Genomic DNA, 20,668 nt, shown 5'->3' with positions numbered 1-20,668 from the left:
CGCTTTCTGGAGTGCGTCAGAGGACGTCGAGGGCGGCTGCGAGATCGTCCAGCTCGTCCTGGTCGATCGTGGAGAGCGTGAGATCGGCGGCGACCGCGGCGCCGGCGTCCGGACGGGCGGCGTACGCGACGAGGGCGGTGAGCATCCGGAACCAGGACTCGGCGAGTGCGCGTACCTGTGTCTCGTCGAGCACGCCCGGCGCCCAGGCCCAGTCGGCGTGCAGGACGGGCCCGTCCGCCGAGTCGAGGACGAACGCGTTGACCTCGACGGGGTGCGCCATGGGCATGCCGGGGCCGGGGGCGTCCAGCCGGGCACCGTACTCGGGCAGCAGCTGCCAGTCGGCGTCGCCCGCCCCGCCGAAACGGCCGAGGTAGTTGAAGCCGAGCTGCGCCGGGTCCGTGGCGGCCAGCACCCGGCGGGCGTGCGGGTCGAGGTGGCGCAGCAGGCCGTAGCCGAGCCCCTTGCGGGGGATCGCGCGCAGCTGTTCCTTCACCCGCCGCAGGGCGAGGGCGACGGTGGGGCCGCCGTGCTCGGCGTCGGGTGCGTCCAGTCCGTCCAGCGCGAAGCGGGTGGGGAAGAGGGTGGTGAACCAGCCGACCGTGCGGGAGAGATCGGCCTCGGCGGGGATCTCCTCGCGGCCGTGTCCCTCCAGGTCCACCAGGAGGCTCGGCCCGCAGACGGGCCACCGGGCGAGGGCGAGGGCGAGGCCGGTCAGCAGCAGCTCGTTGGTGTCCGCGCCCAGTCGCTCGGGCACCGACGTCAGCAGCGGTCCGACCGTGGCGGCGGGGAGGCTCAGGACGAGGTGTGCGGCCAGATCCTCGTGGTCGCGGGCCGGGTCGAGGGGGCGGCGGCCCATGGTGCCGGCTCCCGGGCGCAGCACGTCGTTCCAGTACGGGAGTTCGGCGGCGCTCCGGTCGTCGGCGGCTTCCGCCGCGAGCAGTTCGGACCAGCGGCGGAAGGAGGTGGGCACGGGGTCGAGGCGTGGCGCGCGGCCGGCCGTGACCGCCGCCCATGCCTGCGCCAGGTCGCCGGTCAGCACCCGCCAGGAGATTCCGTCGACGACCAGGTGGTTGACGACGAGGGCGAGGCGGCCGGGCCGGGCCGGGCCCGCGTCGAACCAGACGGCCCGGACGAGCACGCCGTCCTCGGTCGACAGGCGGTCCCGTGCCGCGTGCACCTCCCGTTCGACGTCGCGGGCGGTTTCCGCGCCGTCGGTTCGGATCCGGACGAGACAGTCCTCGGCCCTGACGGTCCCGACCGCCCGGGTGTGCGGCACTCCGTCGACCGTGTGCAGCCGGAGCATGTCGTGGCGGTCGAGGACGGCCTGCAGCACCGAGTGCGCGGCCACCTCGGTCAGTTCCGCCGGGGTGCGCACCACCAGGAACTGGTAGTAGCTGTCGGCCGGTCCGCCGCGCTCACGCAGCCAGTGCATGATCGGCGTCGGCCGGATAGCCCCGATGCCGTCGTCCTCGCCGGCCCGGCGGGCGGGCGCCAGCGGTCGGGCGGTGGCGGCCAGGGCCGCCACGTCCGGCTGGGTCAGCACGTCGCGGACGGTGACGGCCAGTCCGGCCCGGCGGGCGGCGCCGACGACCTGGACGGCGATGATGCTGTCGCCGCCCAGCCGGACGAAGCCGTCCCGCGGCCCGACCTGCCGTATCGCGAACAGGTCCGCCAGTACGCCGCAGAGGATCTGCTCCGGCGTCGTCACGTCGTTCTCCATCGTTGTCTGCCCTGTTCTCGCTCGTTCTCGTTCTGTCGCGGGCTTCTCAGGCGGTGCGGACCGTGCCGAACAGCGTGCGCAGCCGTGCCCGGTCGACCTTTCCGTTCGCGGTCACCGGCAGTTCCTCCAGCGCGTGGAAGTGCCTGGGCACCATGTACGCGGGCAGGTGCGCGGCGCAGTGCGCGGCGAGCAGTTCGGCCTGCGTGCCGTCGGTTGCCGTCGGGGTGTAGGCGGCGGCGAGCCGGCGGGAGCCGGCGACCTCCACGGCCACCACCACGGCCCGGCGCACGCCCGGCAGCGCGTTGAGGACCGCTTCGACCTCGCCGGGCTCGACGCGGTAGCCGTTCACCTTGAGCTGGTCGTCGGCCCGTGCCACGAAGTGGAAGTCGGTGCCGTCGAAGCGGACCAGGTCGCCGGTGGCGTAGCAGCGGCGCGCCGTGCCGTCGTCGTGCGGCAGGGTGCGGAACCTGGCGTCGGTGAGCTGCTGGTCGCCGAGGTAGCCGAGGCCGACGCTGTCGCCGGCGACCATCAGTTCGGCCTCCTCGCCCGGGGCGAAGGGCCGCAGCACGCCGTCCGCGTGGCGGAGCAGTTCCGCTCCGGCGACCGCGCGTCCGATCGGCGGGTGGTCCGGCCAGTCGGCGGCCTGGTGGGGCGTCAGCCGGTGCTGGGTGACGACGTGGGTCTCGCTGGGCCCGTACTCGTTGACCAGGGTGATGCCGCCCGACGCGCAGAAGCTGCGCACCTCGGCGTTGACGACCAGGCGCTCGCCCGCCACGGCGATCTCCCGCAGGTCGGGCATCGCGTCCGGTTCGAACGCGGCGGCCGTGGCCAGCGCGTGCAGGCCGACCACCGGCAGGAAGAGCCGGGCCACCCGGTGCTCGCGGATCACGTCCATCAGCGTGAAGGGGTCCTGGCGCTGGTGGTCGTCCACGACGACCAGCCGGGCTCCGGCGAGCCAGGTGGCGACGAGTTCCTCGTAGCCCACGTCGAAGCCGATGGACGCCGCCTGCAGGGTGTGCGGCGGGCGGTCGTAGGACCAGTGCCGGACGTGCCAGTCGCCGAGGGCGGCCAGGACTCCCGGCGGCACGGCCACCGACTTGGGCTCGCCGGTGGATCCCGAGGTGGGGATGACGTAGCCGACCGGTCCTTCGCGGGGTGCCTCCAGCGGGGTGCCGCGCACCTCGTCGACGGTGTGCCCGCCGCTGTCCGGGCCGGCCGGACCGGCGTCGTCGGCGCGCAGCACGAGGTCGCTGAACCGGGTGATCTTCGCGGCCCGGGGCGCGGGCATGCCGGGGTCGACGCACACCACGCCGGCTCCGGCCCGCCAGGCGCCGAGCACGGCGGCGCAGCGTGTCCAGGACCGGTGGCCGTGGACGGCGACGACGTTGCCCGGTCCCAGGCCTCGGGCGGCGAGGCCGCCGGCGATCTCGGCGGACAGCTGGTCGAGTTCGGCGTAGGTGTGCCGGACACCGCGGTCGACGACTGCCACCGAGGCGTGGTGGCGGCGGACGGCGGCGAGCAGGGGGTGGATGAGCGACCGCCGTGAACCGCTCGCTTCGGTGTACATGGAAGTCCCTTCTCGGGTCGTGTCCGTCGCGGGGTCAGGCACCCGGCGTCGAGGTGCGCTCGGCGATCAGGGCGGCCAGCCGGTCCAGCCCCGCCTCGATCTGGTCAGGGGTCAGGGAGCTGCAGGAAAGCCGCAGTTGGCGGAGGGTCCGGTCGTTGTCGCTGAAGTGGCGCATCGGGGTGAAGAGCACGCCGTGCCGTACGGCGGCGTGTTCGAGCAGTTCGTCGGTGACGGGGAACGGCACGGTGAGCACCACGAAGAAGCCGCCCGCGGGGGTGTTCCAGCGCACCCCGGGCAGTTCGGCGAAGCGCCGGTGCAGGCCCTGGAGGAGACAGCGGAGGTTGCGCCGGTAGACGCCGATCTGGCGCCGGTTGGCGTGCAGCAGACTGCCGCCGTTTTCCAGCAGCATGCCTCCCACCAGGGCCTGGCTCACCGGTGAGGTGTTGACGGTGACCATGCTCTTGGCCCGCGACAGCTCGTCGGCGAGCAGGGTCTCCTCCGGACCCGCCACGCGCTGGTCCGCCACGGCGAATCCCACCCGGGCGCCGGGGAAGCAGGTCTTCGCCAGCGACCCGAGGTAGACCACGCGCTGCCCGGTGTCGAGCGCCTTCAGCGTCGGGGGCCTGCCGCTCTCGGCTGCCTGGAAGTAGCCGTAGGGGTTGTCCTCCAGGAGGAGGATGTCCTCCTGGGCGGCGATCTCCAGCAGCCGGCGACGGGTGGGCACGTCCATGGAGTGGCCGCTGGGGTTGGAGAAGTCGGGCACCAGGTAGAGCGCCCGGGGCCGCTCCCCCGCCGCGCGGACCTCCCGGATCCGGTCCAGCACGTCCTCGGGGCGAACACCCCGGGGGCCTTCGTGGACCGGCCGCACGGGCAGGTCCACCAGCCGGGCGGCGCCGGTCAGACCGACGTAGGTGGGGTCCACCGCGAGCACGACGTCACGTTCGCTCGCCCGCAGGGCTCGCAGCACCAGCCACAGTGCCTCCTGGGCGCCCACGGTGACCACGATGGCCGCCGGGTCCACGGTGATGCCCTCGTCCTGTTCGAGCTGCCGGGCGATGAGTTCGTGGACGATTCCCTTGGTGCGGCCGTACTGGAACAGCTCCCGCCGTACCCGGGCCTCGTCGTAGCCCTTGTGCTCGGTCAGGTGGCGGCGGTAGGTGTCGAGGTAGCGGTGCAGATCGGCAGGGTCGAAGAGGTCCTCGGTGGGCCGGCCGGGGGCGAAGGAGACCGCCTCGGGGAAGCGCCCGGCCACCTCGTTGAGGAAGTTCATCGACAGCAGGGCGGGGTCGGCGAGCGAGGCGTGCAGATCCGCGCGGTCCAGTACCGCGGGTGCGGTCATCGGGCCGCCCCCCGGACCGAGAGCCACGGTGCGTCGGCCGGGCCGGTGCAGCCGGACAGCTCCAGGGCGGAGCGCAGCTCGGTGCGCAGCAGGCGCAGGACCCGGCTCACCCCCTGCTCGCCGTCGGCGGCCAGGCCCCACAGGACGGGTCGGCCCAGCAGGACGCCGCTCGCGCCGAGTGCCAGGGTCTTGAGGACGTCGGTGCCGCTGCGGATCCCGCTGTCCAGCAGCACCTGGCAGCGGGTGGGGACGGCTTCGCGTACGGCGGGCAGCATGTCCGCGCTGGCCACCGCGCCGTCCAGTTGGCGGCCGCCGTGGTTGGAGACGACGATGGCGTCGGCGCCGACGGAGGCGGCGGTGGCGGCGTCGCCCGGATCGAGGATCCCCTTGACGATCAGGGGCAGCCGCGTCTCGCCGCGGAGCCGGGCGAGGTCGTCCCAGCCCAGGGAGCGGGCGAAGGTCTCGGCCGTGTGCTGCGCCACCGCCGAGACACCGGGCTGCCGGGCCCGGGCCCGGCGGGTACCGGCCGGGTCGAAGTGGACGGCCGCCACGTCGGCGGGCAGCGCGAAGCCGTTGCGCAGGTCGCGCAGCCGGCGGCCCATCGAGGGCACGTCCACCGTGACCATCAGCGCCGCGCAGCCGGCTTCCTCGGCGCGCCGGACCAGTTCCGTCGTGGCCGCCCGGTCCTGCTGGCAGTAGAGCTGGAACCAGGTGGTGCCGCCCAGCGCGGCGACGGCCTCGACCGGTTGGCTGCTCAGCGTGCTCACGGTGAACGGCACGCCCGCGGCCGCGGCCGCGCGGGCGGTGGCGAGTTCGCCCTCGGGGTGGACCAGCCGCTGGTAGGCCATCGGTGCGACGGCGACCGGAAGGGCCGCGCGGGCGCCGAGGAGTTCGGTTGCGGTGCCGCACTCCGTCCCGCCGACGAGGACCCGGGGTACGATCCCGATCCGGTCCAGTGCGGCGCGGTTGGCGGCCAGGGTCAGTTCCTCGCCGCTGCCGCCCTCGATGAAGTCCCAGACCTCCCGGGGAAGTGTCCGGCAGGCGAGTTCGGCGAACTCCTCCAGCCGTACGGGGTCGCGGCCCGTGCCGTGAGCGCTCACCGCGGCACCGCCCCGGCGCTCAGGCGCTCCGCCTCGACGGCTTCGTACAGCGCCTTGATGTTGCCGTTGCCGAAGGTGCGGGCGCCGAAGCGCTCGATCACCTCGTGGAACAGCGTGCGCCTCGGATGGGTGGAGCGGGTGAAGATCTGGAACAGCTGGCCGTCGTGGTCCTCGTCGACCAGGACGCTGATCCCGTGCAGCTCGGCGGTGCTGTGCCGGGTCAGTTCGAGGCGGTCGGCGAGCATCGTGTAGTAGGCGTCGGGAACGCTCAGGAACTCGACGCCGCGCTCGCGCAGCGTGCCGACGGCCCGGACGATGTCGCGGGAGGCGAAGGCCACGTGCTGGACGCCGGCGCCGCCGTGTTCGGCCAGGAAGCGGTCGATCTGGCCGGGCTCGGCGCTCGTGTCGGGCTCTATCAGGGTCAGGGTGACCTCGCCGGAGGCGCTCTGCACCACCTTGGAGTCCATGGCCTGGGCACCGACCCTGATCAGCTCCTGGAAGACCATGCGGAAGCCGAGCACCCGCGTGTAGAAGTCCACCGTGCGCTCCAGTTCCCCGGACGGCAGGCAGACGGCGAAGTGGTCGATCTCCTCCAGGAGTTCGTCGCCGCGGTCCTGCGCGGCGTCCGGCAGCGCGGTGAAGCCCGGCGGGAGTGCGGTGGGCCCGGGATCGACGAGCGTGTGCACCACGTCGCCGAAGCCGGCCAGCACCGCCGTGGTCCGGCCGTCGGGGTGGCGGCGCGGCACGGCGAGCGGCACCGCCCCGCGGGAGACCGCCTCGTCGAAGACGGCGGGTACGTCGGCCACGGTCAGCGCGATGTCGGCCACGCCGTCGCCGTGGGCCAGGACGTAGCCGGCGCCCGGGTGGTGCGGCGAGCGGGCCTCGGTGAGGACGAGGACGATGCGGCCCTGGCGCAGTGCGAGGGACTGCGCGTGCGCGGAGGAGGCGCGGGCCACCGGGCGGAAGCCGTAGCGGTCGGTCAGCTCGGCCGCGGCCGAGTCGACGTCGGCGACGTGGAACTCGACATGGCTGATGCCGAATGCGGGAGAGAAGGTCATGGTTGGCCGTTCGTCAGAGGGCGGCGGTGGCGGGAGGCGTGAGCGAGGCGATCCGGGTCGGGAGGTCGCGCCAGGTCTCGGGCGTGTAGAAGTGGCCTCCCGGGAGGACGTCGTGGCGGAACGCTCCGCTGGTCAGACCCGCCCAGCGGGAGGCGACGTCGTCCCCGATCACCGGGTCCCGGTCGCCGGAGAACACCTGGAGCGGCACGTCGATCCGGGCCCCCGGGGTGTAGCGGAAGGTGTCCCGCGCGCACAGGTCGGCACGCATCAACTCCACGGCCATCTCGGTGAGTTCGGGTTCTTCGAGGACGTGATCGGGCAGCAGGCCGTGGGTGCGCATCCAGTCCAGCAGTTCGTCGTCGCGCTGCCCCTGGGCCAGGAAGCGGTCCCGGTCGGTCACCCCCCGGTCCGGGGCGTTGCATGCGGAGACGACCAGCGCCTGCGGCGCGGGGACGCCCGCCGCCGCGAGCCGGGCGGTGACGTCGAAGGCCATCCAGCCGCCCATGCTGTGGCCGAACAGGACGTACGGTCCCTGCTCCGCGACCGAGGCGACGCCCCGCGCGGCGTCCGCGGCGAGCTCGGTCCAGGTCTGCGCGTACTCCTCGGCGAAGCGCCCTTCACGCCCCGGGTAGCAGATCGCCACCAGGTCGACGTCGTGCGGCAGCGCCGGGATCCAGGAGTGGTAGGTCGCGGTGCCGCCGCCGCAGAAGCCGAGGCACACCAGGGTGCGGGCCGGGTCACGGCTGTGCTTCAGGCGCACCACGGTGGTGTCCGGGGCGCTCACGAGGCCGCTCCCGCACGGACCGACTCCGCGTGGCGGGCCAGGTCCCTCAGCCGGGGGAACCGGTAGACGTCCTTGGTCCGCAGCACGATCCCGGCGTCCCGCTTGAGGCGGGAGACCACCCGCAGCGCCACCAGCGAGTGGCCGCCGAGGGCGAAGAAGTTCTCGTCCGCGTGGACGGTTTCGCGGCCCAGCACATCGGCCCAGACGTCGGCGATCAGCCGTTCGAGTTCGGTCCGGAGGGGCTGTGCGGCGGTGGTCGGCACCGACGTGACGGCGGGCAGCGCGGCGGTGTCCACCTTGCCGTTGGGAGTCAGGGGCAGCGCGTCCATCTGCACGAGGGCGGACGGTACGAGGTGCCCGGGCAGCGTGGCGGCACAGTGCGCACGCAGTTCGTCGCCGCTCACCGTCCCTCCCGGTGCCGGGACGTAGTAGGCCGCGAGGAAGGTGTCCCCGTCCGGGCCCGAGCGCGGCACGGCGACGGCGGCGGTGACATGGGGGTGTGCGCGCAGCCGGTCCTCCAACTCGCCGGGCTCCACGCGGAACCCGCGAATCTTGGTCTGGCGGTCGGTGCGGCCGAGGAACTCCAGTGCGCCGTCCGGCCGGCGCCGGACCTCGTCCCCGGTGCGGTACATCCGGGTGCCGTCGGCGGCGAACGGATCCGCGACGAACCGCTCGGCGGTCAGTCCCGGCCGCCCGACGTACCCGACGGCCACGGCCGGACCGGCCAGGTACAGCTCTCCCCTGGTGGCGGGCCTGAGCGTGCCGTCGAGTACATGGGCGCGCACGTGGGCCAGGCCGTCGCCGAGGCGTGGGGCGTCCCCGGTGATGCGGGTCGCGGTGGCATCGACGGTGCATTCGGTCGGACCGTAGAGGTTCCACGCCTCCAGCGACTCCGCCCGGGCCAGCGACCGCCACAGCTGCTCGGGCACCGGCTCGCCGCCGAGCAGCAGCCGCAGGGCCCGGCCGGGCCGCAGCCGCGGACCGATCAGCTGCCAGTGGGACGGGGTGGAGTCGAGGTCCGTCACGGCGTGCTCGTCGAGCAGCGCGTCCAGCCGGCCGGGGTCGGTGCGGTCCTCGTCGGTCAGGACGACCAGGGTGTCGCCCCGGCAGACCCTGACCCACTGCTGCACGGACGCGTCGAAGGACAGGCTGGCGTTCCATCCGACCACCCGGTGCCCGGCCGGGTAGACGCCGCGCTCCTCCAGGGCCGCCACCAGTGCGGCGACGCTGGCGTGCGCGACCTCCACCCCCTTGGGACGTCCGGTCGACCCTGAGGTGTAGATGACGTACGCCGGGGCGGGCGAGCCGCCCACGACGTCGGCCGGTTCCTCGTCGGGCCCGGCCGGCTGGTGGGGGCTCAGCACCGGCAGGCCGTCAGCCCACGAGGGCCGGCCGGTGTCCGAGATCACCGCGCGCAGTCCGGCGTCGGCGGCCACGAAGGCGAGCCGGTCGTCGGGGTACGCCGGATCGAGCGGCACGTAGGCGGCGCCCGCCCGCCATACGGCCAGGGGTGCCACGACCCAGTCCGTTCCCCTGGGCACGCTCACCCCCACCCGGTCGCCGCGGCCGATGCCGAGCGCGCGCAGCGCCCCGGCCAGCCGGGCCGTGCGCTCGCCCAGTTCGGCGAAGGTGAGGGTCCCGTCGGCGCCGTGCACCGCGGCCCGGTCCGGGAACGACCGGGTGCTCTGCACGAACCGGCGCACCAGGGCCTGCGGGTCAGCCATGGGACACCGCCGTGGCGGCGGTCGCGCTCGGGGCGACGGTCGGTTCGCAGTCGTACACCGAGACCGGCTCGCCCATGGCGACCACGACCCGGCGCTCGCCCCGGAAGGGGTCGCGGGCGTGCGCGGTCAGGACGTTGTCGACCAGCAGGAGGTCGCCCGGCTGCCAGGCGCGGCGCACGGTGGCGTTGTCGTACGCGGTGTTGATGATCTCCAGGTCCGCCGCCGTCAGCGGGATGCCGTCGCCGAGACCGGTGTTGAACGGGAGGCCGTTCGGCCCGAGTTCGTCCAGCATGACGTCGCGGATCTCGTCGTCCAGGGAGAACTGGCTCCAGAACGCCAGGTGGTTGAACCACACCTCCTCTCGGGTGTGCGGGTGCCGGACGATCCCGGGCCGCACCTGGCTGGTGCGCAGACGCCCGTCCGCGTCCCAGGCGCAGGAGATGTGGTTCTCGGCACAGTACGTCTCGACCTGCTCGGGGGACTCCGTCCCGAACGCGGACTGCCAGGCGACCGAGAGGCTTTCCGAGTAGGTGCGGGTCAGGATCCAGCCGGATGCGCGCATCCGCCCGACCAGCTCGGCCGGGAGGGCGCGCAGCACCTCGCGGCAGTCGGCGACCGGGGTGGCGCCGCCCTCCTCGGGCGCGGTCAGGCAGCCGAAGAGCAGCAGCCCCGGGAAGGTCAGGGTGTAGCTGTTCTCGTTGTGCGGCCTGATCGCCTGCCCGGCGGGCAGGTCCGTGGAGGAGAAGACCCCGCCGCCGAAGTCGCTGCGCGGAGTGGCCTTCTCCCGGTACGGGGTCGCCCGGGGGATCAGCTCGTCGCGGACCAGGGCGAAGTCCTCCACGCTGCGGACCGGCAGCCCGCGCAGGTACACCGCCCCGTAACGGTGCAGTCCGGCCCGCAGGGCGTCGTGGTGGTCCGCGAGCCAGGCGCGGGCTTCGGCCGCGTCGGCCAGTTCGGGTGCCTGGACGGTGGCGGGGGCACCCGGTTCCGTGCGCCAGTCGAGGGCGCTGCTCACCGGTGAGCTGTCCGTCGGTGCGCCGGTCACTGCACACCGCCCGGGGCCGGTGCGGCGTGGCGCAGCTCCAGGGTGCAGCACTTGACGCTGCCGCCGCCCTTGAACAGCTCGGAGAGGTCGACGCCGATCGGCTCGAACCCGCGCTCGGCCAGCCGGTCCATGAGGTCGCGCGCGGTCTGGGACAGCAGCACGTGGCGCCCGTCGGAGATCGCGTTCAGCCCGAAGGCCTCGGCGTCGGCCTCGGTGGCGAGGAGCGCGTCGGGGTACAGCTCGCGCAGGATCTCGCGGGACTCCGGCGAGAAGGCGCCCGGGAAGTACATGATCTCGTCGTCGTCGAGCACGGCGAGCGCGGTGTCCAGGTGGTAGAAGCGCGGGTCCACCAGGGTCAGGCTCACCACCGGGAGGCCCAGCACCTGCTCGGCCTCGGCGTGCGCGTCCGGGTCGGTGCGGAAGCCGGTGCCGGCCAGGATCCGGTCGCCGGCGACCAGGTAGTCGCCCTCGCCCTCGTTGACGTGGCGGGCGGTGTGCACCTCGGTGTAGCCGTGCCGCTCGAACCACGCCTGGTAGGCGGGCGCCTCGGCGGCGCGTTCGGCGTGCCGGAACCTGGCCACCAGCACACGGCCGTCCAGGACCGTGGCGCCGTTGGCGGAGTAGACCATGTCGGGCAGGCCGGGTACGGGCTCCACCAGTTCGACGGTGTGACCGAGCTCCTGGTAGAGGGCGTACAGCCGTTCCCACTGCAGGACGGCCAGCGCCGTGTCGGTCGGCTTGGCCGGATCCATCCACGGGTTGATGCGGTAGTCGACGGTGAAGTGGGAGGGGCGGCACATCAGGTAGTGCCGGGGGCGGGCGGTGCGCTGGATCGGCATCGGGTCACGCCTCCTTGAGGGCGGCGATCAGGCTCGCCGGGCGCAGGTCGGTCCACGTGTTCTCGATGTGGTCCAGGCAGTCCTGGCGTCCGGCCGGGCCGTGGGTGGCCGTCCAGCCCGGGGGGACCGCGAGGGAGGCGGGCCACAGGGAGTGCTGGTTCTCCTCGTTGACCAGGACGAGGTAGGTGGCGTCCTCGTCCTCGAAGGGATTGGTCACGGATGCTCCTGTTGCGTCTTGTGACGGATGGCGTCTTGTCGAAGGGACGGTTCGCCGGCGATGTGCCAGCCGCTGAGCGGAGGTGAGCTCGCGAGCGCGCGGCGGCAGATGGCCAGCGCGGCGGCGCCGGCAGTCTGTCCGGGCGTCGCCACGGTGAACAGCCCCAGGCGGATGCCGTGCGGGCGGACCTGCACGCTGACGTGCTCCAGGCGTTCCCCGGGGGCTGCCGCGGCCCAGAGCAGGTCGATGATGCGGCGGCGGTCCGGCGGGCGGACCGCGACCGGGCCGGCAGGGGTGAGGGCGATGAGGGTCAGCTCCACGCCGGGCTGCGTCAGTCCCAGATGAGGCCGTCGGCGGCCGCGGCCGGTCCTGCCGTGTGGAGCGCCCCCGCGGCACGCGCCTGCGGGTGCCCCTGCCCACCGGACTGCCCACCGGACTGCCCGGCGGCGGCGGTCGCCAGGACGATGGCAGCGGCGCAGGCCGCACGGACGACGTGGATGCGAGAAGTCATGGCGGTGCCCTCATCGGAAGTGGGAGAGAGGTGGCCGGGTGAGCCCCCGGCGGGCGCCCGGCACCGGCCGGAGCGACGTGTCCATCCTCGCCGCCCGGATTCCTCCGGGGGAACGGGTTCAGGACCGGCAAAACCGTCCAGGCCGCTTTGTGACACCCGCTCATCCGCGTAGACCCGGGCGTGTATCGCTCGTAGATGCCCGGCGTGCAGGCTGGACGCCGATCCACCGGGTGACCACAGGAGGGAAGGCGGTGTCCGTGACGCTCTGCCTGGAGACGCTGGACCGGACGGTGTACGAAGAGATGCTCAGCCACACGGCGCTGGGCGTGGACGAGCTCGCGGCCAAGCTGGACGTCGGGCCCGACCGCATCCGCGACTGCCTCGACCGGCTGTTCGCGCTGCAGTTGGTCCAGGCGTCCTTCGACGGTCCCAGCAGGTTCACCGTCGTGGACCCGGTCCTCGGAATGAAGCGGCTGCTGGAGCAGCAGCACGAGGAACTGGTCCGGAGCCACCGCCAGGCGGCGGGCAGCCAGCAGGCCCTGATCAGGATCCTGGCCGGCGCGGGCGGCGGCGCCCAGCAGGCGGACGGTGTCGAGCGGCTGGCCGGACTCGACGCGGTGCAGCGGCGGCTGGAGCGTCTGGCCCTGGAGGCCGGGAACGAGATCCTGACCTTCATGCCCGGCGGGCCCCAGTCCCCCGCCGCGCTGGAGGCCGCCCTGCGCAACGACGCCCTCGTCCTGCAGCGCGGCGTGGCGATCCGCACCATCGGCCTGGACGCCGTCCGCGGCGACGCCGCGACCCTGCGCTACACCCGCGCGCTGGTCCGGCGGGGCGGTGAGTTCCGTACGGCCGCCGCGCTGCCGACCCGCATGGTGGTGGTCGACCGGACGTACGCCCTGGTGCCGATCGATCCCGGGGACAGCCGCAAGGGCGCGCTCTTCCTCTCCGCACCGGGCATGATCGCCCCGCTGCTCGCCCTGTTCGAGCGGGAGTGGGGAGCGGCCGTACCACTCGGCAGCGACGCCTCCGACGCCTCCTACGTGCCGAACGAGCAGGAACGTTGTCTGCTGGCCCTGCTCGCCCAGGGCCACACCGACGAGTCCGCCGCGGGCCAACTGCACATCTCGGCCCGCACCGCCCGGCGGATCATGGCGTCGATCATCGAGCGGCTCGGCGCCCGCAGCCGCTTCGAGGCCGGCCTGCGCGCGGCCCGGCTCGGCTGGGTCTGACCGTTCCCGGCCGTGAGCAGGACCCGCCCGACGGGTGACGTGCCAATGTCATGATCTCGACCCTTAGGATGACGCCCGTACACCGGCGCGCACCCAGGACTGGAGACCAGCCGCCGGTGAGAGCTGTGCGGCCTCTCGGGGGGACTGTGGAATTCTTCGTGCTCGGACCTGTGGGCATACGCGTCAGCGGGCCCGTCGTGTCCGGTGGCCCGCCCCAGCAGCAGGCGACCCTGGCCGCGCTGGCTCTCCGTTCGGGCAACGTCGTTCCCCTCCACGAACTGATCACCGCCGTGTGGGGCGAGGCGGCACCGGAATCCGCGGTGATGATCCTGCGGACGTACGTGTGGCGGCTGCGCAAGCTCCTGGAGGGCGGTGGCGGCGATCCGCAGGTGCTGGCGTCCGCGAACGACGGCTATCGGCTCGCGGTGCCGCCGGCGTCGGTCGACGCCTTCCGGGTCGAACAGCTGGCCGCCGACGCGGCGCGGGCTCGCGAGGCGGGCCGCTACGACGCGTCCGCCGAGTCGCTGGCCGAGGCCGTCTCGCTGTGGCGGGGAGAGCCGCTGGCGGGGGTTCCGGGGCCGTTCGCGCAGAACCAGCGCTCCCGCTTGTCCGAGCTGCGCCTCCACCTGCTGGAGGAGCGCTTCGACCTCGACGTCCTGCTGGGGCGGCACGCCCAGGCGGTCCCTGAACTGACCGGCTTCATCCACGAGGAGCCGCTGCGCGAGCGGCCGTACGGGCTCCTGATGCGCGCGCTGTACGCTGCCGGGCGTCAGGGCGACGCCCTGGCCGTGTTCGCCAGGGCGCGCGAGGTGCTGGCGGACCAGCTCGGGCTGGACCCGGGCCCCGAACTCCGCGCGCTGCACGGCCGGATCCTGGCCTGCGACCCCGAACTGGCCGCCCCGGTACCGGCGCCCGTCGGCACCGGGGCGGCGCCGGCGCCGGCGGAGGCCGGCGACGCCGGGGAGCCGGGTCCGGCCCCCTTCGTCCGCCCTGCCCAACTCCCTGCCGGAATCGCCGACTTCACCGGCAGGACCGCCGAACTCGCCGCCCTGTCGGACGCCCTCGCCGACCGGGACCGCACCGCCCTGGCCGTCGCCACCATCAGCGGGATGGGCGGCATCGGCAAGAGCGCGCTGGCCCTGCGGGCGGCGCATCAGGTCAAGGAGGAGTTCCCCGACGGCCAGCTCTACGCCGACCTGCGCGGCACCGGCACGGACCCGGCCGATCCGGGAACGGTCCTGGCCAGTCTCCTGTCCGCCCTGGGGGTGCCTCGGCGGGAGATACCCGGCTCGTTGGAGGACCGGGCCCGGCTGTTCCGGACGGTCCTCGACGGACGCCGGGTGCTCCTCCTGCTCGACGACGCGCGCGACGCCGCCCAGGTCAAACCCCTGCTCCCGGGGTCCGCCCGGTGCGCGGTGATGGTGACCAGCCGGGCCCGCCTCGCCGGCCTGCTGTCGGGCAGCCACGTCCAGCTGACGGAGTTCAGCCCGGCGGAAGCCCTGGGCCTGCTGAGGCAGATCGTGGGCCCGGAGCGGGTCGACCGGGAAGGGGCCGCCGCGGCCGCGCTCGTCGGCGCGTGCGCCCAGCTGCCGCTGGCGGTGCGCATCGTGGCCGCACGGCTGGCGGCCCGGCCGGGCTGGACGGTGGCACACCTCGTGGTCCGGCTGGCCGACCAACGGCGGCGACTGGCCGAGCTGCGGGCCGACGACCTGGCAGTCGCCGCCGTCTTCGAACTCGGCTACCGCCAGCTGACGGACCGGCAGGCGGCGGTGTTCCGCCGACTGGCCCCCGTGGCCCGGCCGAGCATCGGCCTGGCCGCCGCGGCCGCGGCGCTGGACCTGGCGGAGGCGGACGCCGAGACGCTGCTGGAAGCGCTGGTCGACGCCGCGCTGCTGGAATCGCCGGAACCCGGCCGGTACCGGCACCACGAACTCGGCCGGGACTTCGCGCTGAACCTGACCGGACCGCACACCGATCCCCCGGCGGAGGACGACGGCGCGGTGCGGCGTCGTCTGCTCCACCACCTGATGGGAATGGCCGCCGAGGCTTTCCAGCGGATCGTGCCCGGGGACCCGGTGCACAGCACGATCACCGCCACGACCGCGGAGCCGGGCGCCGAACGGCTCGGGGACCTGGCCGAGGCCCGCGCCTGGGTCGTCGCGGAGTTCGACTTCGCGCTCCATGCCGTACAGCTCGTGCTCCGACGGCAGGACGGCGCCGAAGCGGAGCTGCTGACGGTGGCCGCCGACCTCCTGGTGGCCCTCAGCTCGTTCGGCCAGGACATCCCGTACGCACGCATAGCCGTCACCGCCGAGGCGCTCGCCCGGGCCGCGGAGCTGAGCGGGAACCACCGCGCGGCCGGACGCGCCCGTTTCATCTGCGGCAACGCGGCCCTCCAGGCCACCCGGTTGACCCACGCGCGCGCCAACTCCCACCTGGCGGTGGAGGCGTGCCTCCAGGCCGGCGACCGCGCCATCCTCCAGCAGGCGTACAACGACCTGGGCGTCATCGCCCAGTTCGAGCAGCGCTACGACGACGCGGCCGAGTGCTTCGACCGGGCGTTCGCCCTGGCCCGGGAGCAGGGGCACCGCTCGGGCGCGCTGACCATCACGCTCAACGCCGCGCTGGCCAGGATCCGCGGCGGTCGCGCAGCCGAGGCGCTGCCCGCCTGCGAGGAGGCACTGGACGCGCTGCGCGCGCTGGCGGACCACCACGGTGTCGCACACGCGCTGTGCGTCCGCGGCCAGGCCCTGCACGAACTGGGCCGCCTGCACGAGGCGCTGGCCAGTTACGAGGAGTGCCTCGACCTCTGCGAAACCGTACGGATACCGGGCCAGCAGGCCCAGGCACGCTACCGGTACGCGGACACCCTGAACGGTCTCGGCCGCACCGGGCCCGCGCTGGACGCGGCGGCCAGAGCGGTGGCCCACTTTCGCACCGTGCCCGACCGCTACCGGGACCAGGGCTACGCCCTGCTGATCCACGCCCGCATCTCGCTCGACGCCGGCCACCGTGACGACGCGCTGGCACATTCCCGCGAGGCGCTGGAGATCTTCACCCGGGCCGGACTGCCCGAGGCCGCGCAGGCGCGCCTGATCGTGGACACCACCGCTGCCCCGCTTCCGGCGGCCTGAGCCGGAGATCGCAGCGGGCGGCCCTTCGGGATCGCGTCGGCGCTCGTCGGCGGTCTCGTGGAACGGCGACCGGGTCGTCGTCCCGGTCGGCGAGCGGGCCACCGACGGGGGACGACCCGATCCCACCGCCCGCCCGTGCCCGGACGCCGTCAGGCCTTGGTGTTGAACTCCGTCGTCCCCTTGTCGGACCGGTCGGCCCACGAAGCCGGTCGCGTGTCACCGGAGTGGCCCGCGTCGGCCACGGTTCCCAGGACGGCCAGGACGGCGGCCAGGGCGGCGGGAACGAGGAAGACCAGACGGTGCGTGACGGACTTCTGGATGCGCTGCACGGGAGACCCCTGTCTGTTCGTCCAGGAGCCCGTGGGTGACACCTGGCCTGCGAGTTGTTCTGCGACCGACTATCGCAGGGCTCCATCTACATCTCATATACGCCGAGCGCGGGGCCGTCGCACGGCCGGGAGCGACCCGGTTTGACGCAGGATCGCCAGCCCCGCCCCACGCTGGTGGGATTCCAGTGGTTCGACGGCGGCGTCCTGCGCGTGCTCGCGTACGACTCGCCCTGGTTCCTGTCCGCGCGGGTCTCCGGGCCCCGGGCGTCAGCCGTCCGCGACGGCCTTCGGCCAGCCCAGGGCGACCGTCTCCCTCGCCTTCTCCACCTGCGCATCCGTCGGGAACTCGGGCGTTCCCTCAACCGTCGGCAATTTGGCGGCGGCGGCCTCGTCGAGGGTGCCGTCCTTCTTCATGACGTCGAGCAGCACAGGGCGGGCATAGCCTTTGAGCCGGAGGTTCTGGCCCTCGACGCCGAAGAGGTACTCCTGCCACAGGCGGGCGGCCGCCGGGTGCGGGGCGTGCTTGTTGATCGCCAGCGCGTAGTACTGCGCGAAGCTGCCGTCGAAGGGGATCGAGACCTGCCAGTTGACGCCCTTGCTGCGGAGCTGATCGGTGTAGTTGAGATTGACGAAGTCCCAGTTGATGCTGATGGGCGTCTGGCCGCTCGCGACCGTGTCCGAGGTGGCACCGACCGGATTGAGGTTGCCCGCCTGCTTGAGCTTGGCGAAGAAGTCGAGGCCGGGCTGGATGTTGTCGAACGATCCGCCGTTCGCCAGGGCCGCCGCGTACACGCTGGCGAATCCGGTCTCGGAGCGGGTGGGGTCGCCCTCAAGCGCGACCTTGCCGTGGTAAGCGGGTTTCAGCAGATCGGCGAAGGTCTGGGGACAGACCTCGACGCGGTTCGCGTCGCAGCCGATGGAGATGTAGCCCCCGTAGTTGTTGGACCAACGGGCGTGCGGGTCCTTCTGGTTGCTCGGGATCGAGTCGTACGCGGCGACCTTGTACGGCGCGAGCAGGTTCTGCGGGCCCGCTGCCCGGGCGAACGTGTCCCCCACGTCGATGACGTCGGGGGCGCTCTGCTGTGTCCCGCTCTTCTTGATGGCGTCGATCTCGTCCTGGCTGTGCCCCAGGGGATCGTCGACCGTGACCGTGATCCCGTACTTCTTCTCGAAGCCGTCGATCAGGCCGCCGTAGTCGGCCCAGTCGCGGGGGATCGCGATGGCTCTGAGCGTGCCCTCCTTCTGCGCCGCGGCGGTCAGTGCGTCCATGCCGCCCACGTCCTTCGCGGAGGTGGCCACCGACGGGTCCTTGGGTGCGGCGGGCGGTGTGCGGCCGCACGCGCCCAGGCCCACGGCCAGGAGGACCAGGCAGCCGGAGACGGTCGCCACTCGGGCACGGGATGCGGTCACGATGACTCCAGACGTCCTTCGGTGGTCACGAGCGTGGTCTCGCCGGGACCTTCCACTGCCGGGGTGGCGCTCTCATGGAGGTGCTGTTCGGCCCAGATGACTTTGCCGTTGGGGGTGTAGCGGGTGCCCCAGCGCTCGGAGAGCTGGGCGACCAGGAACAACCCCCGCCCGCCCTCGTCGGTGCTGGCCGCATACCGCAGGTGCGGGGAGGTGCTGCTGCCGTCGGAGACCTCGCAGATGAGTGCGCGGTCACGGAGCAGCCGGAGCTGGATGGGACCGACGGCGTACCGGATGGCGTTGGTGACCAGCTCGCTGACGATCAGCTCGGTGGCGAAGGCCATCTCGTCCAGCCCCCACTCGGTGAGCCTTTCCGCGACGCCGGCCCGGACCCGAGCGACGGCGGCCGGGTCGGCCGGGACGTGCCAGGTGGCGACCCGGTCGGCCGGCAGCGCCCTGGTCCGGGCGACCAACAGGGCGATGTCGTCGGTCGGGTTGGCCGGCAGCAGGGCGTTCAGCACCGCCTCGCAGGTGTCGTCGGGGCTGCGGTCGCCCTGGCCGAGGGTGGTGCGCAGCAGTTCGAGGCCGACGTCGATGTCCCGGGAGCGGTCCTCGACCAGCCCGTCGGTGTAGAGGACCAGCCGGGTGCCCTCCCGCAGCTGTAGTTCGGCGTTCTCGAACGGCAGGTCGACCAGACCGAGCGGCGGCCCGGCGGGCAGCTCGGGGAACTCCACCGAGCCGTCCGGGTGGACCAGGGCCGGCAGCAGGTGCCCGGCCCGGGCCATGGCACAGCGCAGGGTGACCGGGTCGTAGATGGCGTACAGGCAGGTCGCGCCGGTGATGGCGTCGCTGTCCTTGGCCGCCCGGTCCTGGTCGATCTGGTTGACCAGGTCGTCCAGGTGGCCGAGCAGCTCGTCCGGGGGAAGGTCGAGGGAGGAGAAGTTGTGCACGGCGGTGCGCAGCTGGCCCATGGTGGCGGCAGCGTGCAGGCCGTGGCCGACCACGTCGCCCACCACCAGGGCGACCCGGGCTCCGGGCAGCGGAATCACGTCGAACCAGTCGCCGCCCACGCCGGCCTCGGCGGGCAGGTAGCGGTAGGCGACGTCCAGGGCGCTCTGCTCGGGCAGTCCGCCGGGTAGCAGGCTGTGCTGGAGGGTGACGGCCATCCGGTGCTCGCGGGTGTAGCGGCGGGCGTTGTCGATGCAGACGGCGGCCCGGGCGACCAGTTCCTCGGCCAGCGAGAGGTCGTCCTGGTCGAACGGCGCCGGCGAGGCCGCGCGCCAGAAGGCGGCCACGCCGAGGACCCGGCCTCGGGCGAGCAGCGGCACGCTCAGCACCGAGTGGATGCCGTGGTCGACCGTGCGCTGGGCCCGGTCCGGGGCGTCGTCCGGCCGGACGACGGCGCTGGCCGGATCGGCCTCGATCACGGACCGGCCGTGGTGAAGGCTGCGGCCGAGCGGGGCGGTGGGATCGATCGGAATGGCCGCACCGACGGGATGGAACGGCGTGTCCGGGTGGACGCCGCTCAGCCCGGCGCGCCGCAGTCGGAGGATCCGGGTGCCAGTGGGCTCGTCGCCCTGCAGGACGGACTCCGCGAGGTCGACGGTGGCGTGGTCGGCGAAGTTCGGGACGGCCGCCTCGGCGAGTTCCTGGGCGGTGCGCACCACGTCGAGCGTGGTGCCGATCGTGCTGCTGGCTTCGTACAGCACCTTGAGGCGCTCGTGGGCCGCCTCGGCCTTGTCGGACAGGGCTCGCAGCTCGGTGGAGTCGCGCAGGGTCGCGACGCGCCCGGGCGGTCCCCCGTTGCGGTCGGTGGCCCGGACGTTCACCGAGAGCAGGCGGTCGCCGGAGCCGACCACGCCGTCGGTGACCACTCGCCCCGAGGCCAGCAGCTCGGCGACCGGGTCGCCCAGGCCCAGCTCGGTGATCGGACGGCCCTCGCAGTCGACGGGCAGGCCGAGCATCCGGGAGGCCTCGTCGTTGGCCAGCAGCAGGCGGCCGTCCTCGCCGAGGATCAGCACGCCCTCCCGGACGGCGTGCAACACGGCGTCGTGGTGCTCGTACATCCTGGTCATCTCGGCTGGGCCCAGGCCGTGGGTCTGCCGCTGCAGCCGGCGGCTCACCAGGCTCGTCCCGCCCGCACCGATGGCAAGAGCCACCGCGGCACCGCCGAACAGGACCGGCAGCTGCCGGTTCACCCTCTGCTGCACCTTCTCGACCGTGACCGGGGAGGAGACGATGGCGACGACGGAGCCGTCGGCGGCCTTGACGGGTACCGCCGAGATCACGGAGAGGCCCAGCGATCCGTGGAAGGTGCTGGTGAAGGGCTTGCCGGTCGCCGCCTGCGCGTAGGGACCGATGACGTGCTTCCCGATCTGGTTCGGGTCACTGTGGGTGAGCGTGATCCCGTCCAACCGGTAGACGATGATGGCGTCCACGCCGGCGGCCTTCCGGGCCGCCTCGGCGTACGGCTGCAGGGCCGCGGTCGGGTCGGGGCCACTCAGTGCCGTCAGGATCCCCGGAGAGTTCGCGAACGCCTGCGCCGCGGCGAGCGTCCGGCTCTGGGCGTCCGCCGTGGCGTCGCGCCGAGCCCCGACCACGAGAGCCCCCAGCGCGGCGAGGACGATCAGCAGCATCACCGCCAGCTGCAGGAGGAACACCGGGC

At 73.5% G+C, this 20,668-nt stretch carries 17 protein-coding genes; 2 read left to right on the top strand and 15 right to left on the bottom strand.

Annotation, left to right across the window (positions count from 1 at the left end):
- Window positions 1–16: 16 nt before the first annotated feature.
- Genes ACFV1W_RS16230 through ACFV1W_RS16175 form a run of 12 tightly spaced genes read right to left on the bottom strand, consistent with a single transcriptional unit; the run spans window position 17 to window position 11,904 of the window.
- Window positions 17–1,708, bottom strand: coding sequence for a condensation domain-containing protein (locus ACFV1W_RS16230; RefSeq protein WP_380417016.1), 1,692 nt, complete (start codon window positions 1,706–1,708; stop codon window positions 17–19).
- A gap of 58 nt (window positions 1,709–1,766) precedes the next feature.
- Window positions 1,767–3,287: an AMP-binding protein gene (locus tag ACFV1W_RS16225; RefSeq protein WP_380417014.1), complete on the bottom strand. Its 1,521-nt coding sequence runs from the start codon at window positions 3,285–3,287 to the stop codon at window positions 1,767–1,769.
- 34 nt (window positions 3,288–3,321) lie between these two features.
- Complete coding sequence (locus ACFV1W_RS16220; RefSeq protein WP_380417012.1) at window positions 3,322–4,626, bottom strand: PLP-dependent aminotransferase family protein; 1,305 nt, start codon at window positions 4,624–4,626, stop codon at window positions 3,322–3,324.
- On the bottom strand, window positions 4,623–5,726 hold the full coding sequence (locus ACFV1W_RS16215) for an alpha-hydroxy acid oxidase (protein ID WP_380417010.1): 1,104 nt from the start codon (window positions 5,724–5,726) through the stop codon (window positions 4,623–4,625). The genes ACFV1W_RS16220 and ACFV1W_RS16215 overlap by 4 nt, the downstream gene beginning before the upstream one ends.
- Window positions 5,723–6,784 carry a 4-hydroxyphenylpyruvate dioxygenase gene (gene hppD / locus ACFV1W_RS16210; RefSeq protein ID WP_380417007.1) on the bottom strand — a complete coding sequence of 354 codons (1,062 nt, stop codon included), beginning with the start codon at window positions 6,782–6,784 and terminating at the stop codon, window positions 5,723–5,725. The genes ACFV1W_RS16215 and hppD overlap by 4 nt, the downstream gene beginning before the upstream one ends.
- 13 nt (window positions 6,785–6,797) lie before the next feature.
- A complete protein-coding gene (locus ACFV1W_RS16205) occupies window positions 6,798–7,568 on the bottom strand; it encodes a thioesterase II family protein (RefSeq protein WP_380417005.1) in 771 nt (256 codons plus the stop codon).
- Entirely contained in the window at window positions 7,565–9,292 is a 1,728-nt protein-coding gene (locus tag ACFV1W_RS16200) for an amino acid adenylation domain-containing protein (RefSeq protein ID WP_380417004.1), read from the bottom strand. Before ACFV1W_RS16200 ends, ACFV1W_RS16205 begins: the two co-directional genes overlap by 4 nt.
- Window positions 9,285–10,307 carry a TauD/TfdA family dioxygenase gene (locus tag ACFV1W_RS16195; protein WP_380417001.1) on the bottom strand — a complete coding sequence of 341 codons (1,023 nt, stop codon included), beginning with the start codon at window positions 10,305–10,307 and terminating at the stop codon, window positions 9,285–9,287. Before ACFV1W_RS16195 ends, ACFV1W_RS16200 begins: the two co-directional genes overlap by 8 nt.
- A 26-nt stretch (window positions 10,308–10,333) precedes the next feature.
- Window positions 10,334–11,176 (bottom strand): dimethylargininase, encoded by an 843-nt coding sequence (gene ddaH, locus ACFV1W_RS16190; RefSeq protein WP_380416999.1) that lies wholly within the window; start codon window positions 11,174–11,176, stop codon window positions 10,334–10,336.
- A gap of 4 nt (window positions 11,177–11,180) precedes the next feature.
- The gene (locus ACFV1W_RS16185; protein WP_097239155.1) at window positions 11,181–11,393 is read right to left on the bottom strand and encodes an MbtH family protein; all 213 of its coding nucleotides are present in this window, start codon (window positions 11,391–11,393) and stop codon (window positions 11,181–11,183) included.
- Window positions 11,390–11,713, bottom strand: a complete 324-nt coding sequence (locus tag ACFV1W_RS16180; protein WP_380416998.1) for a hypothetical protein — start codon at window positions 11,711–11,713, stop codon at window positions 11,390–11,392. Before ACFV1W_RS16180 ends, ACFV1W_RS16185 begins: the two co-directional genes overlap by 4 nt.
- A gap of 11 nt (window positions 11,714–11,724) precedes the next feature.
- On the bottom strand, window positions 11,725–11,904 hold the full coding sequence (locus ACFV1W_RS16175; RefSeq protein WP_380416996.1) for a hypothetical protein: 180 nt from the start codon (window positions 11,902–11,904) through the stop codon (window positions 11,725–11,727).
- 251 nt (window positions 11,905–12,155) lie between these two features.
- Here ACFV1W_RS16175 and ACFV1W_RS16170 point away from each other — a divergent pair, with 251 nt between their 5' ends.
- A complete protein-coding gene (locus tag ACFV1W_RS16170; RefSeq protein WP_380416993.1) occupies window positions 12,156–13,133 on the top strand; it encodes a LuxR C-terminal-related transcriptional regulator in 978 nt (325 codons plus the stop codon).
- Between the two features lie 158 nt (window positions 13,134–13,291).
- Window positions 13,292–16,267: a BTAD domain-containing putative transcriptional regulator gene (locus ACFV1W_RS16165; protein WP_380416991.1), complete on the top strand. Its 2,976-nt coding sequence runs from the start codon at window positions 13,292–13,294 to the stop codon at window positions 16,265–16,267.
- 149 nt (window positions 16,268–16,416) lie between these two features.
- Here the strand turns inward: ACFV1W_RS16165 and ACFV1W_RS16160 are convergent, their stop codons facing one another.
- The 3 genes from ACFV1W_RS16160 to ACFV1W_RS16150 form a co-directional block, all read right to left on the bottom strand.
- Window positions 16,417–16,596, bottom strand: coding sequence for a hypothetical protein (locus tag ACFV1W_RS16160; RefSeq protein WP_380416989.1), 180 nt, complete (start codon window positions 16,594–16,596; stop codon window positions 16,417–16,419).
- A 267-nt stretch (window positions 16,597–16,863) separates the two neighbouring features.
- Entirely contained in the window at window positions 16,864–18,006 is a 1,143-nt protein-coding gene (locus tag ACFV1W_RS16155) for an ABC transporter substrate-binding protein (RefSeq protein WP_380416987.1), read from the bottom strand.
- Window positions 18,003–20,639, bottom strand: a complete 2,637-nt coding sequence (locus tag ACFV1W_RS16150; RefSeq protein WP_380417057.1) for a SpoIIE family protein phosphatase — start codon at window positions 20,637–20,639, stop codon at window positions 18,003–18,005. Before ACFV1W_RS16150 ends, ACFV1W_RS16155 begins: the two co-directional genes overlap by 4 nt.
- Between the last annotated feature and the right edge of the window lie 29 nt (window positions 20,640–20,668).

The sequence above is a fragment of the Kitasatospora sp. NPDC059648 genome, from assembly GCF_042734825.1.
Lineage (GTDB): Bacteria > Actinomycetota > Actinomycetes > Streptomycetales > Streptomycetaceae > Kitasatospora.
The sequence above is the reverse complement of the archived record's forward strand: the minus strand, read 5'-3'. Positions and strand labels throughout refer to the sequence as shown.